Source organism: Epilithonimonas zeae, assembly GCF_023278365.1.
GTDB lineage: Bacteria > Bacteroidota > Bacteroidia > Flavobacteriales > Weeksellaceae > Epilithonimonas > Epilithonimonas zeae_A.
Genome location: NZ_CP075338.1, coordinates 811,215 through 826,469 on the forward strand (window position 1 = coordinate 811,215; position 15,255 = coordinate 826,469).

Genomic DNA, 15,255 nt, shown 5'->3' on the forward strand with positions numbered 1-15,255 from the left:
ATTTAATAACTATTCTTTTTCAACTTTTGTTCTAAAATAACCATTCCCATAAACAAGTATTTTTTTTGGTGCAAAATCATTGTTCTCTATTACAAAATCGATTTTTCCATAGATACTATCTCCGACATTATAAAATCTTTTATCAAAAGTTAAATCTTGTTTTAAAATTCTGTATTGCGGTTGTCTATTGTTATCAGGCACCACATCAGTAAATGAATATGGCTCTAGGTTAAATCTTCCATATAAATAATCAATTTCATATCCTCCACCACTAAATCCTGAACTATATCCTATACTGACTTTTATTTTCCCATCCCTTTTTACAGCTCTGCAATTATTAAACCCGGCAAGTTTTAATTCTTCTGCAGTTTTAGGCTTCTTACCTGCATAAAATAATACTGTGGAACTCTTCTTCCTTGATATTGAGTCATAAATCTCTGTTCCATTTATAATTTCTTTTTGCAAATCCATTACTCGAAATATTTTTTCGTTTTTAATATTGGAATCAATTTTCGCAGGTATCAATTTTGAGTAAGTGTTGAAGTGAAAATATAAACCAAAACCTATAATAAATAGGATTATAAAAAATATGAGCCATTTTAATATTTTCATTTGCATAATGTTATTGTCATTAATAAGTAGTTTAAGTTGAATCTATAAAATCACTTTACTAATAAAAATAATAATATTTTCAACATCAATCTAAAAAAATAAAACTCATTTCATTATAAAACCACCCTCAACCGCTTCCGAAGCGGCAAAAGCAGGTTACTCAAGTGGTCGCAACTGGTTCAGAACCACCTGTAGCCACTTCAATAACTGGTTGCAGGCGGTTACCCAAGTAGTCTCGGGCGGTTGAGAACCACCCAAAGGTGGTTAGGTAAGTGGGTGTGACCAGTTGTACAACCAGTCTCAGGTACTTCGAGACCGGTTGCAACCATTTCACAACCGGGCAAAGGGTGGTTCGGAACCAGGGGTACCCCCCTCCTGAACCACCCCCTACAGAATATTGACTTTATCAAAATGATGAGTATTGATGAGCATTGCAGAGATTTTCCTTGAATTTTCTAATTTGAAAATGCAAGTAATCAAAAAATGAATTATTTGTTAACAAAATTTTTTGGTAATTCAGGAAAAGCTTTATTTTTAGGCAAAACAAAAATAATGTCATATTACCCGTTAACAAGCATACCAGATTACTATTCAATAGACGCTCTTTTGACCGAAGAACACAAGCTTATCCGCGATTCTGTAAGAAGCTGGGTGGAGAGTTTTGTAATGCCACAGATAGATGAAGCGGCACAAAATCATACGGATATCCCCGGATTGATGAAAGAATTGGGAAATATCGGTGCGCTTGGTCCATACATTCCGGAAGAATATGGCGGTCCGGGACTTGACCAAATCTCTTATGGACTCATAATGCAGGAATTGGAAAGAGGTGATTCGGCGGTTCGTTCTGCGGCTTCTGTTCAGTCTTCTTTAGTAATGTTTCCTATTTTCGAATACGGTTCAGAGAAGCAAAAAAGAAAATACCTCCCGAAGTTGGCTTCCGGTGATTTGATTGGATGTTTTGGTTTGACAGAGCCTAACCACGGCTCCGACCCTTCTTCTATGGAATCCAAATTCACAGACCAAGGCGACCACTACCTTTTAAATGGTGCCAAGATGTGGATTACCAACTCTCCTGTTGCAGACATCGCTGTAGTGTGGGCAAAAGGCGAAGACGGAAAAGTAAGAGGAATGATTCTTGAAAGAGGAATGGAGGGCTTTACTACACCAACTACTCATAACAAATGGAGTCTTAGAGCATCAAAAACCGGAGAACTGGTTTTCAATAATGTGAGAGTTCCTAAGGAAAATCTACTTCCTAATATTGAAGGTTTGAAAGGACCTTTATCTTGTCTTAACTCAGCGAGATACGGCATTTCTTGGGGTGTCATTGGTGCTGCGATTGACTGTTATTGTACCGCTGTTCAATATACGAAGGAGAGAAAACAATTCGGGAAACCGATTGCTTCTTTCCAGCTTCAGCAAAAGAAATTAGCGGAATTTTTAACTGAAATTACCAAAGCGCAATTGCTTTGCCTACAGTTAGGAAATCTAAAAAATGCGCATAAAGCATCGCCAGCACAAATCTCTATGGCGAAAAGAAATAATGTAAAAATGGCGATTGATATTGCCAGAGAATCCCGTCAAATGTTGGGCGGAATGGGAATAATGGGAGAATTCCCGATTATGCGCCACGCTGCGAACCTGGAATCGGTTATTACTTACGAAGGAACGCACGACATTCATCTTTTGATTACAGGGATGGATATTACCGGCATCAATGCCTTTGGATAAGACCAAATCAATCTTATATATTTTTAACAAAACCTGCGGAATATTTTCGCAGGTTTTTTCGTTCAGATGTAAACTACAAAAGCCACAAAAGATTTATTGTTTGTATTTGTGATTTAAAAAAACTTAATATGAAAAAATACTTCGTCATTCTATTCTTCGTTTCCATCACTATTTTTGGACAAAATTTTCAAACCAAACTCTCCAATGCTGCTATTAATCTGACTAAAGACAAAGTCGTTTATGACCCTACTTATTTTAATATTAAATACCCGAATGGCGATGTTCCTGCAGGGAAAGGTGTTTGTACAGATGTTGTCATCAGAGCTTACAGAGAATTGGGAATCGATTTGCAGAAGGAAGTTCACGAAGATATGGCAAAGAATTTCTCCAAATATCCAAAGAAATGGGGATTGAAAAGACCTGATACCAATATCGATCACAGGCGTGTTCCGAATCTGATGGTTTTCTTTTCGAGATTTGGGAAAGTAAAGCCTATTACAAATGATGCAAAAGATTATGTTCCGGGCGATATTGTAACCTGGGATTTACCTAAAAATCTGACACATATCGGAATTGTTGTCAATAAAAAATCAGCCGATGGCAAACGATATTTAATTTCTCATAATATCGGAGCTGGGCAGGTTTTACAGGATTGTCTTTTTGATTGGACGATTACGGGGCATTATCAATATTCTAAGTAGAAGATATTGAACCACAAAAGTCACAAAAGACATTACTATTATGGATATTAAAAAAGAACAAAAAAGAGTTTATAACCGCTACTTATTTTATCTTTTTGTTAATCTAAAAAACTTTTGTGACTTTTGTGGTTTATAAATATTTATAATGAAAAGGATTTCCCAATTTTTATTTCTAGTTTTTTGTCTAATATTTCAAGCTCAAAACCTTAAAATCATTCAGAAACCGATTGATTATTCCAAAGAAAGAATGAAGCTGAGTCTGGATTATATGAAAGACCATCACAATTTAATCCAGAAAACCCCGAATATCATACCGAAAATCATTGTTCTGCATTACACGGCTGGTGGAACGATTGAGTCGAATTTCAGATACTTCAGCAATTTATATCTAGAGAATCAACGAGCAACGCTTAAGAAACAAAGTTCTCTCAATGTTTCTGCTCATTTTCTGGTTGACAGAGACGGAACGGTTTATCAATTGGTTGACCCGGAATTGTTTGCAAGACATACGATTGGATTGAATTATTGCGCCATCGGTATAGAAAATATCGGAAGTAAATCTCAACCTTTGACCGATAAGCAAGTTGAAGCCAATACAGAATTAGTCAAATATCTTGCAAAAAAATATCCGATTGAATATCTCATCGGGCATTCGGAATATGGTGTTTTTAGGAATTCTAAACTTTGGAAAGAAACGGATTCTAAATATTTTACAGGGAAAGAAGACCCGGGTTCTGATTTTATGAAAAAAGTAAGAGCAAAAGTAACTGATTTGAAACTGAAAAGCCAACCTTAATTAATTTTAGTCTCGCTGATTAAGCAAATTTAGCAGATTCATTTTATCCGCTAAATCAATAGAATCTGCGAGAAATTATTTAACTACCAACTCACCTTCTCTTTTTCCTCAAATGGAATTTCAGGATTCAGAATTTCAAAAATTAGGTTTCTGATAGAATCTTCCACTTCAGAATCTTCGATGTCAATAAAGTTAAGTTTTTGTGGACCATTATTGACTTCTGCAAAAGACCAGATTGCCGTTTCGATATTATCAGGATTGATGTTCAAAACATTTTTGATACAATATTTATAAATCGAAAGCTGCAAAGCCTGCTTGTAATCGTCTCGGAAAAATAATTCCGGCAGTTTTTCTTCTTTGTTTTTACCAAGATTAATTGTTAAATTTTTCGGTTTTGCCGTTTTATAATCAATCACTCTTGTAATTCCGTCCAATCTATCGATTCTGTCGATAAACCCATAAAAACTGATCTTGTCAGTTCTAATTTCATCAAGGTAAAAATCACAGTTGATTTCTTTCTCCAAATCCAGAATCTCCAAAGCAGAACCATTTTTCACCAACTCCAAATCATATTCTACAATATTGCGCACTACCCTTTTAGCAATTTCTTTGTGGATATAATTCATTCCGCGATTATAGAATTCCGGCTGGTGTTTCAGCTTCTCAATCGCAAAGTCAATCGCTGAATCTGTTTGTTGAAGTAAACTTTCTAAATCATTAACTAATAATAATTTATTCTTTATTGGTTCGTGCAAAAATTGCAAAGCATAATGAACTAGGTTTCCATAATTTCTTTGGGATAATTCCTCTTCAATTTCGTTGGTTTCTCTGGTTTTGAGAAGATTATTAAGATAGAAATCAATCGGATTATAAAGATAAGTCACAAGATGCGAAGGCGAAACTCGGTTTTTCCATTCGTTCAGAAGTCGCATTACTTCGTCGTTTTTATCGATTTTCATCAGCTCCTGAGCAATTGGTTCCGAGGAATTTTCGATAATAATATGTTCGATATTGTGCGGACTTTCCATTTCCAATTGGGTGATAAAACGACTTTTTTCGCCTGTATTAACACCAGAACTCAATGCATTATAAAGCAAATGCACATTTTCCGAATTCTGAATCAATCGGTAAAAGTGATAAGCATAAATACTGTCATTTTCAAGAAAAGTATTTAAACCAAAATTCTTGCGAACATCAAATGGAATGTAGGTATTTTGTGTATTTCCTAATGGTAATTTTCCTTCGTTGACGGATAACAATATTATATTCTTGAAGTTCAAAAGACGCGTCTCCAAAAGTCCCATAATCTGGAATCCAGCCAACGGTTCTCCCACAAAATCAATACTTTCTGAATTAACCAATTGATTAATGAGAACTTCCAAAGTTTCTATTTTAACATCAATCTGATAAGGTAATAATTGATTTTTGATGATTTTGAAAACATTCTCAAACAACGCAATATTCTCATACTGAATATCATCCAATTCTTTGAATTTGAGCTCGTAACAGAACTTAATCAACAGATCTAAAAACGTTTGATAGTTTTCCGGTTTTTGTAAAAGCTGAAAATAACTGAGATTTCCAAGTAATTCCTGTAACAAAGTTTTAGAAATATAAACGATGTTTCTTTCTTCTATTGCGAAGATAAAATTTCGGATAATTTCAGAATCTTTTTCGTCATTTGGTAATTCTTCCAAGATTGGTAAAACATCGGCGTAATAATAACTAGATGATTTTTTTTCCTGCTGTTTCTGAAGATAAAACAGTTTCTTCATAGCATTACTGAAAGATAGATTCTTCAACGGAAATCCCATCGTAATATTCACGCTTTCAATAGCATTTAAACTGTCTAAAACGGCTGGCAAAAGATTTTCATCCAATAGGACCAAAGCTGTTTCTGATAATTCGTTTTTTGGAATTTTTTTTAGGATTTCAGGAAGGAATTTGGCTTGGACAATATTTCCCGAAACTTCGTAGGTTTTGATTTTTTTTGGTTGTGAAAATTGATTTTCAATCCATTTGAAATTTCTACTGTCATTAAATTCTTTCCACTTCAAAGTTTCTCTCAAAAACTTTCCGGATTCCTGTCTTTCGTCATCAATATAATATTGATCGGCTTGAAAATAAGTTTCGGCTTTGTTCCATTGCAAAAGCCGTCTTATCAATTGCTCTTCCACTCTTGACAACGCATTGAATCCACAAAAAAGAAATTGCCGATTGGTTTGTTTGGCAAAATTTTCAATTCCGGAAAAAGCATCTTGATATAACATTCCGGAAGTAGCGAGATTTTCTTTTTTCAATTCTGATTTCAGAAGTGGCAGAAACTCGTTCATTTTTCGCCAGAAATTAAGGTTTCGTTTTCTTGGATTGTCATCTTCGCCGAGATTTTCTCCCCAGTTTTTGATGCGTTCTTCGTCCAGCATCCAAAGCAGAATTTTCTGGTCGTCGTCAGAAAACTTCATCATATCATCCCAATCTTTCTGCAAAGTCGGAAACCATTTCAGAAACCCTGAAAAATCTTCGGAAGCATCAATTTTATTATAAATACGAAATGCGAATAGCCAAAGCGCAATGCCTTTGATTTCTACATTTTCTGATAATTCTGCGATGAGTTCGTCTATAGTGACAAAGTTGGGTAATAGCCCTTGGTAATGCTTTTCTTTCAGAATTCTTTTGATGAAAACCATTGGTCTTTTTCCGGGAAGAACAATATCGAGCTCGGAAATGTCCTGATGGTTTTCTAATAATTCTGAAATAATCTTCTGAAGAAACTGCATTTTATATAATTGATGAATTATAATTGATAAAAGCTAATTGATGATGGATTGAAAATAATCATACAAATCTTATAAAAAAGCCTTTAAAAACTTAAAGGCTCAATTTAATTCTTTTTTTGTTGACTTGAAGTATATTTTAAACGCAAAGTCCGCAAAGATTTTTTTGAAATTTTAAAAATATTTTTAAGTTCGCAAAGACGCTTTGCTCATCAAAGAATGATAAATTTGTTGTTAATTTCTTTTTGATTTCAAAACTTTATTTGGGTGACAAATGCCTTAGCCCCGATTGCAACGGCATCCTTTTTTGTTATTGCGATGGTTGAATGGTTCAACAGATTGCTTCACTTCGTTCGCAATGACAAAAAAGATATAGTGGAAAGCGGGATTAAGCTCTTGAAATAATTACTCTACAACCACTTTTTTCTCAAAGAATGTGTTGGCTCCGGCTGTGTCTTTTCCAGTCCAGAATTTGAACGTGTAAGTTCCTGTTTTTACAGGTTTGAAGTTGATTCGACTGCCATCTACATAGGTTCCGTCGCCACAAACGTCATTGGTTTTGTAAGCAAAATTGGCGATTGTGCGGACAGAATCGTTGGTATAATTGTAATCATAACTGTAAATGCCTTCACATGTTTTTTTGAATGTAGAATATGCGAGAATCTCCTGCGTAACACCTAACGACATTGTGTCCATCGGGATTTTCACACTGTCTATTTTGGTTGGGAAAACCTCTTCAATCTGGCTGTAATCATCATTGTCCTTACAGGAAACTGCCAATGCTGAAAATCCTATTAAAGCTGATAAAATAAATACTTTCTTCATAATCGTTTCTTATTTTAGTTATTGAAATTGCCTTTTGAGAGATAAACTACTTTTTTTGTATCAAAAAACTCGCCATCGAAATAATTTTTCAAACTAAAAATTTCGCATTTCAATCCTGCCAATTCTTCTGCTAAGTCGCCACCTTTTAAGTAAAGAACACCGTTGTGTTTTGGATTGAATTGGTCTTTTTCAAATTTCCCTCTCAGCCAAGTCAGGAAAACCGGCATTTGAGTCACTGCTCTGCTGACTACGAAATGGAATTTTTCTTTCAATTGCTCCGCTCTCATATGATGAGCTGTTACGTTTTTCAGACCAAGACTTTCCGCCACCCCTTTTACCACGGTAATTTTTTTTCCGATACTATCTACTAAAGTGAATTGAACATTCGGGAAAAGAATTGCCAGCGGAATTCCTGGAAAACCGCCGCCGGTTCCGATATCCAAAACCTTAGTTCCATCTGCAAACTCCATCACTTTCGCAATTCCTAAAGAATGTAGAATATGCTTCTCATAGAGACTGTCTGTGTCTTTTCTGGAAATGACGTTGATTTTCTCATTCCAATCTTTGTACAAAACTTCTAGTTCTGCAAATTGATTTTTTTGTTCGTTGGTAATATTCGGGAAATATTGTAAAATTAATTCTAAAGACATAAGGCGAAATTATGAAAAGATTTGTTAATATTAATTATAAATAAAAAAACCATCAAAAATTAATCTGATGGTTCTTAAATTTCAAAGTTTTAAGTGTTTATTTTAAAACTTTTTTGGTCATCGTTGTATTTCTAGAATTCACTTTTATAATGTACATCCCTTCTGGAAGGTTTGTCTTATTAATTAAAACTTCTTTCTTTGCATTTTTTGTGTTATATAATAATCTTCCAACAGAATCATAAAGACTTACTTCGTCTATATTATCATCCGACTTCACGATAAAATTCTGAGTATCTTTTGAAATGATGATTCCTTTTTTGGCTGTATTATCTGTTCCTAATGTTTCCAAAGATTTGTAAACCACTTCAAATCTATCTTCGTATTGTCCAGCATTGGTATTGAAAACGTATCCGTTATCTGTAATGTTGATGACTTTATTCAGATATTTATCTTTCAAATAAACCGCTTGATTTGTGTTGAAAATCCCATCTCTGTCTGTTAATGAAATCGTATAATTTCCAGATACAGAGGCTTTGAAACCTAATTTTGCAACATCTTCTGTATTGAAATTAGAATCCTTTGCCTGGATTGCTAACTTGTGGCTGTCTAATACACTCCAGAAAGAATCGTTTCCGATTGCTAAAAGATCTGCATCATAATCGCTATCAAAACCATTGGTTGCATTATTGATATATCCAATCAAAATCTCGTTGTTAATATCTGTTGGCGATTTGAACTCTAACCAAAATCTGTTTTTCTGAACAGCTGTTTTATTGTAGTAATTGGCAATATCAGAATTTCTCATCGAATTTTTGAATACCAAAGGTTGGTTTTTACCAGCTGGCTTTGCTTGAATGATAAATCCTTGACCTACAGAAATATTACCATTTGGTTTTCCGTTATTCGATCCATAATATGTTGCGGATGTTCCTCCAACTACTGTAGCAATCGCATAATTGTTACCACTGTAATTACTGCTTTGTTGAGAGATGATTTGTCCATCATTGTTGGTCCAGAAATATCCGATACCATAAATCTTAGAGCTATTTTCTGCAAAGAACTCATCAAAACTAATATTAGAAGGATAAGGATTTCCAACCATATTGTAACCGTGTTGTGCATTGGTATATTTCAAATTATAAGTTGCTACATCTCCGTTTTGAGGCGTTCCTACAAACTCGAATTTAGAAGTTGGAGAAGTTACCGTTACAGTTTCCGGGAAACTGTTTTTTCCTCTAATCGCATATCCTCTTGCTGGCTGAAATACAGATGAAGAATTCAGTGTAATATCGTTAGCAATAGTTGTTACGAAATAGTCATTAGCTTCATTATAAACATAAAATCTGTTCCAAGGTGTTCCAGTTCCTGTTGTTGAAGCTTGGTTGTAACCATCTGAAAACTGGTAAAGATTCTGACCAATTACAGGTGTTGACCAATAATTATATCCCATTTTTGGAATAATCGCTGATTTTTTAACAGTTACATTTCCTACATTTGAAGCATTACCTACTTGTAAAAGATTAGCATCGTGCTCTACAGTGAATGAGTTAGTTGCAGTATTATTATTTGCAATCTGACCATTAACTGTGATAAATCCTCCTGTTTTAACCGTCAATGTTCCTCCAGCGTTGATTGTTAAATTTTGACTTTCAAAGTTTCCGTAAACTGTTGTATCATAATTGGTATCAATAATAGCATTTTTGGTTGCTGTTGGTACACCGTTACTCCAATGCGGGTTGGAGGCGTTTTGCCAGATTGTATCGTTAGATGCAAATATATAATTGTAGTATATACCTCCAATCTCAGGACCTGAACCACCAGGAAGATATTGGAAAACATACTGCATATAACTTGTATTATAGAAATATAATCTGATATACAGTTTCTCGTTAGGTCCAACTTTCAATCCATCAGCAAAATTAGAAGTATTCAAAGTATATGCATTTGTAACTGTGCCAGTTTTAAGCACTGAATAATCAGAAAAATCCGCACTCTTAGAATATCTCAATTCATAAGTAGCACCATTTGTACCTTTAGCAACATAGCTGAATGTTTTTGGTTCAATTGTTTTATTCGGACTCACATTATCCAAAATAAACTGTGCGTATCTATTTGTATTGATCGTTGTAGAATTACCATTACTTTCCAGATAATAAGCCTTAGGGTTGGTTTCTCCTCCAACGGCTACTGTCATTCCGCCAGTTGTCGTCATTGTTGTAGAATTGATGAAAGACTGAAAAGCAGTAGCTGTAAAGTTATTCTGATCCCAACGGATAAGTGGCGAAGTTGTATTCACATTGTTATTAATACTTACTGTTGCCGTGTTGGAAACACCATACTCGTTGGTAATGTAGTATGAGAAAGAATCTGCTCCAACATAATCCTTTGAAGGAATATAATTGATGCTTTTATCCGCATTAAGTGACGTTGTACCGTGTGACGGCTGTGTATATATTAACGTATTGATTTTATTACTATAATCGTCATTAATTAATACATTGATATCGATATCATTATTTACAATGTTAGTTACAGAATCGTCATAAGCAATAGGAGCAGTTGAACTGAATTCCACATTTCCGATAAATGCAGGGCCAACATTGTCTCCGTTTTTCAACAGAATCTGGAAAGCATTCCAAGTATTATAAACGTAAACTCTCAGATATAAAACCTGTCCGTCTGTTGCAATTGGTTTTGAGAAATTTTTTAAAGATATTTCTTTTAGAGTATTTGTAACAGTAGTTTCCGGCAATACATTGAAAGCTGTCGTAAAGCTGCTGTTAAGAGAATAATCAATTTTGATTTTTGCATCTCCACCTTGTGTTAAACAAAGGAAATTAAACTCAGAAAGATTCAGCTTATATCCATTTTTTGGACTGATTGTAAACTGAATATACTTTGATTTATCAATAGTTTCAACATTTTTGTCTGGCCAACCATTGGTCTGAAAAGCATTGTATCCACTCAAACTGATATTTTGAACATAGGATTGAGTCACCGTAGAAGTCATATTACCAACAACAACCTGCGAATTATAAACGCTTGGCGTATAGTTAGAATTATTCCATCTGGTTAAAGCTTTATCAACATTGTTGGCAACTGTAAGACTAACGGTAGCTTCATTGGATAAACCAGTCGTATTGCTGATTTTATATTTGAAAGTATCTGTTCCTGTATAACCTGTTGTTGGTTTATAAGTTACATTGGTAGTTCCATTCACAGTTATTGTCCCGTGTGCTGGCTGTTGCGTTATTGTAATTCCATTAATAGTTGTAGTAGAAACATCATTACTTAAAATATCCAGTACCGCTTCATTATTTTTATAAGCAGTATAGCTGTCGTTATTAGCTGTTGGAACCGTTGGAGTATCTACAGAAACAGTTCCTGTAAAATTAGGTCCGGCTCCTGTTCCTCCGTTTGGAGTGTAAGATAAATGGAAATTATTGTAAGTATCGTAAATGTAAAAACGTACATAAAGTGTCTTCCCGGAAGCCAACAAAAGATTATTAAAACTCTGTGATATAGTCTGCCAGCTACCTCCATTTACACTTCGTGACAACAGAGTTTGTGAATTAGAAAAATCTGAATTCGTAGAATATCTGATTTCAAATTTTGATGTTCCACCTTGATTTCTGAATGTGAGGTTTAAATTTCCTAAATTAATTTTATAATTATTGCTTGGATTTATAGTAAATTGAATATATTTACTAGTATCAATTGTACTGGATGAAGGTAATCCTGATATCAAGAAAAATGTCTCACTCCAAGAAGTTGGAGCTACGGATACCCCTCCAGCAGTTGTTATATTTTGTGCAATAACATTGCTTCCGGTTGTTGGCGTAAGATCATTTTTAGTCCATCTTACTAGTTCCGTTTGTGCAAAAAAGAAATTCGCAAAGAGTAGTACAAAGAATAAAGTGTAGTGTTTTTTCATCGTTCTTAAGTGGTTTTTAGAGCGTGCAAAATTAAATTACAGATTCGAAATAAATATTAACATATGGTAAAAAATTTTCAAGTCGGATTTTAGGTGATTTAATTAAATTCCATGCTAAAAATGACAATTTCTTTCATAGTTATCTACAATCCTCATTTGTGTGTTTACTAAACTGATTGCAATATTATTGATAATAATACAGAATCTAAATTTTTTAGCGCTAAACCCTTATGAATAAAGTAAAAACTATCCCTTGGGATAGTCTTTGTATGGGCAATGTAGTAGGTGTTTTTACCTAGATGTAGGGGTAATGTAGTAGGTAGAAAATTAATTATTTCTCAACTTCTGGAAGAAATCCTTGCGATCTTTGATATCCAAAATGGTGTAAATATTTTTAGTATGATACTTTACAGTATTTTCACTTATAAATAATTTTTCTGCGATTTCTTTATTTGATAAGCCATCCGCGAGATGGATTAAAAGTTCTTTTTGACGATCTGTTAATTCATCCGAACTTAAGAAAAAATACCTTTTTGAGTCCTCTAGATTTTCTGAATTTTGAGAATAAGAATCGAGTTCCTGTTTCATTTGTTCCAACTCATCTCTCATCATCAATTTATCTCTTTTGATCTTTCTATTCTTTTTATAAAAATAGATTACAGCCAGAATAGCAATTAAAATGATAATACTCAAAATAACGGTTCTTTTCCAGATATCAGATTGCTCTTTTATGAGTTGCTCTTTTTCTGTATAAGCTTTATCAATAATATGCATCTCAGAAATCTTGACTTCCTGATTCTCTAGTCTCCGGAGTGAATCAAGTTCCGAGCCAATCAGGTACGCTTTTCCAAAAAGATTATTTTCTTTATAGATCTTTTCCATTTCGGAAGCAGTGAAGATTTTGTATTTCAATATATTACAGCTATCCGAAGTTTGCATGCTGACATCATAAATTTCTTCTGCTTTGGCAATGTTTTTTTTCTTGCTGTACAGATTCATCAGTTTTGCATAAACAATAGGAAGATTGCAAGAGTTGGCAGCCTGCATAATTTTCAGCGCATCATAATATTTTTTCTCCGCTTCGTTATATTGTTTTTTGATCAGGAAAAGATAACCTTCCTGCATTAGGATATAAGAATTATCTTCAGGATAAGAATTGAGGTATTTTTTAGCTGCAATTCTCTTCATCACTTCCTCAGACTTATCATATTGATTATTATCAAAATACACAAAAGCATACTCGTAATCAAGCTTCATGCGTAAAAGATTATCTTCCGGTAGTTGTTGGGCAATTACACTCGACTTGTTAAGATAGTCTATGCACATCATATAATCGTTGACACTTCGGTAGGTTGTTGCCATAAGAAACAAGATATTAGCCTGTTCTTCGTTTGTAAGGTCTCCTGACAATAGAATATCAGAAAGCTTTTTTTGTGAAAGCTGATGTTTTCCTTCTCTATTATTCTTAATGATTTCTTCCTCAATGGAATTGAGGTTGAGGTTTTTAGCAGAGAAAAATATAGAGAATAGTATAAAAAAGCCTAAGAAATACCTTGTAAAATTAAAATTCATCAATGTCTTGTGTGTATTAATCAACCGTTTTTAGTCTCATTCGAAACTACAAACAATCTTTTAAAGATAATTGCAAAAATAATTAATTATATCTATTTTTTCTCAAAAAATATTTTATTTTTTACTCATTTATATATTTGTTTTAAATATCAAAAAATTATTCTAATCTGAAACTTATAAAATGATAAAATTCATGAATTAAAGCCTCAATTTTTTACCAAACCATTCAGCTTATAGATTTAAATCAATTATATTTGTCTCTAAATCTAATTTATAAAATAGTTTCATGAGTAAAATTTCGGATAGACTGAATAGACTGAGTTATTCTCAGACTTTCGTGATGAGCAACAAAGCACGCGATATGAAGGCGGCAGGAATTGATGTAATAAGTTTGACTTTGGGAGAGCCAGACTTTGATGTTCCTCAAAAAATTAAACAAGCAGCCTTTAATGCTATTAATGAAAATTATAGTCACTACTCACCTGTTCCGGGATTTTTAGAACTGAGACAAGCTATTTCTGCAAAGCTTAAAAGAGATAATAATCTTGACTATAAGCCTTCTCAAATTTGCGTTGCAAATGGAGCAAAGCAGTCTATCATCAATGTTTTATCGGCAATTGTGAATGATGGCGATGAAGTTATCCTTCCTGCTCCATATTGGGTAAGTTATGACGAGATGGTAAAATTGGTTGGCGGAACTTCGGTATTTATTGAAACTTCTATTGATACTGAATTCAAAATTACAGCTGAGCAATTAGAAAAAGCGATAACTCCTAAAACCAAAGCTTTGCTTTACAGCTCACCTTGTAATCCATCGGGAAGTTTCTATGCAAGAAAAGAATTGGAAGCAATTGCTAATGTTGTAGCCAAATATCCGCATGTGACAATCATTTCTGACGAGATTTATGAATTTATCAATTATGAAGGAGAGCACGTTTCTATTGCTAGTTTCCCTCAGGTTTATGAGCAAACAGCCGTAATCAATGGGATGAGTAAAGCTTTTGCTATGACGGGATGGAGAATTGGATATTCTGCTTGTCCAGAGTGGTTGGCAAGTGCTTGTGACAAAGTTCAAGGTCAAATGACAAGTGGCGCTAATACAGTTGCACAGAGAGCCTCTATCACTGCTTTACAAATGGATCCGTCGGAGTTGCAATATATGATTTCGGAATTCCATAAAAGACGTGATTTAGTTTTTGATTTGATGAAAGATATCAAAGGTTTCAAATGTAATCTTCCAAAAAGTGCATTCTACTTTTTCCCAGACATCTCTTATTTCATCGGAAAGAATCTGAACGGGACTGAGATTAAGGATTCAGATGATTTCGCAATGTTCTTATTAGAAAATGCACACGTTGGTTGCGTGGGTGGTGTAAGCTTCGGAAGTCCTGAATGTATCAGGTTCTCTTATGCAGCATCAGAAGCAGAATTGAGAGAAGCAATGAGAAGAATTAAAGATTGTGTAGAACAGTTTTAGAATACCTCAAAGACATTAATAATATTAAACATCGCTTTCTCAAGTGGTGTTTTTTTATTTAAAAATTTATATATTTTCTGATTTTACTCATTCAAAAAGTTAATTAATTGTTTGAAATTTATACTAGATTGTAAATTAAATGAATTTTCTTACTTATCATAAGTAAGTTTAAATATTAAT

At 33.9% G+C, this 15,255-nt stretch carries 10 protein-coding genes; 4 read left to right on the forward strand and 6 right to left on the reverse strand.

What is annotated here, in order from left to right:
- Positions 1-9: 9 nt before the first annotated feature.
- On the reverse strand, positions 10-612 hold the full coding sequence (locus KI430_RS03415) for a hypothetical protein (RefSeq protein WP_248876875.1): 603 nt from the start codon (positions 610-612) through the stop codon (positions 10-12).
- Positions 613-1,164: 552 nt separating this feature from the next.
- Between KI430_RS03415 and KI430_RS03420 the strand changes: the two genes are divergently transcribed.
- The 3 genes from KI430_RS03420 (at position 1,165) to KI430_RS03430 (ending at position 3,843) form a co-directional block, all read left to right on the forward strand.
- Positions 1,165-2,346: an acyl-CoA dehydrogenase family protein gene (locus KI430_RS03420; protein WP_248878266.1), complete on the forward strand. Its 1,182-nt coding sequence runs from the start codon at positions 1,165-1,167 to the stop codon at positions 2,344-2,346.
- Positions 2,347-2,474: 128 nt separating this feature from the next.
- On the forward strand, positions 2,475-3,047 hold the full coding sequence (locus KI430_RS03425; protein WP_120213274.1) for a DUF1287 domain-containing protein: 573 nt from the start codon (positions 2,475-2,477) through the stop codon (positions 3,045-3,047).
- Between the two features lie 145 nt (positions 3,048-3,192).
- Positions 3,193-3,843 carry a peptidoglycan recognition family protein gene (locus tag KI430_RS03430; RefSeq protein WP_248876876.1) on the forward strand — a complete coding sequence of 217 codons (651 nt, stop codon included), beginning with the start codon at positions 3,193-3,195 and terminating at the stop codon, positions 3,841-3,843.
- 83 nt (positions 3,844-3,926) lie between these two features.
- On the opposite strand, the gene KI430_RS03435 is transcribed toward KI430_RS03430, so the two are convergent.
- The 5 genes from KI430_RS03435 to KI430_RS03455 all read right to left on the reverse strand — a co-directional run bounded on the left by KI430_RS03435 (position 3,927) and on the right by KI430_RS03455 (position 13,598).
- Positions 3,927-6,620, reverse strand: a complete 2,694-nt coding sequence (locus tag KI430_RS03435) for a PD-(D/E)XK nuclease family protein (protein WP_248876877.1) — start codon at positions 6,618-6,620, stop codon at positions 3,927-3,929.
- Positions 6,621-7,022: 402 nt separating this feature from the next.
- The gene (locus tag KI430_RS03440) at positions 7,023-7,442 is read right to left on the reverse strand and encodes a hypothetical protein (RefSeq protein ID WP_248876878.1); all 420 of its coding nucleotides are present in this window, start codon (positions 7,440-7,442) and stop codon (positions 7,023-7,025) included.
- 14 nt (positions 7,443-7,456) lie between these two features.
- Positions 7,457-8,092 (reverse strand): 16S rRNA (guanine(527)-N(7))-methyltransferase RsmG, encoded by a 636-nt coding sequence (gene rsmG, locus KI430_RS03445; RefSeq protein WP_248876879.1) that lies wholly within the window; start codon positions 8,090-8,092, stop codon positions 7,457-7,459.
- A 97-nt stretch (positions 8,093-8,189) separates the two neighbouring features.
- Complete coding sequence (locus KI430_RS03450) at positions 8,190-12,026, reverse strand: Ig-like domain-containing protein (RefSeq protein ID WP_248876880.1); 3,837 nt, start codon at positions 12,024-12,026, stop codon at positions 8,190-8,192.
- Positions 12,027-12,353: 327 nt separating this feature from the next.
- Positions 12,354-13,598: a LuxR C-terminal-related transcriptional regulator gene (locus tag KI430_RS03455; protein WP_248876881.1), complete on the reverse strand. Its 1,245-nt coding sequence runs from the start codon at positions 13,596-13,598 to the stop codon at positions 12,354-12,356.
- 286 nt (positions 13,599-13,884) lie between these two features.
- Between KI430_RS03455 and KI430_RS03460 the strand changes: the two genes are divergently transcribed.
- Positions 13,885-15,075: a pyridoxal phosphate-dependent aminotransferase gene (locus KI430_RS03460; RefSeq protein ID WP_248876882.1), complete on the forward strand. Its 1,191-nt coding sequence runs from the start codon at positions 13,885-13,887 to the stop codon at positions 15,073-15,075.
- The last annotated feature ends 180 nt before the right edge of the window (positions 15,076-15,255 follow it).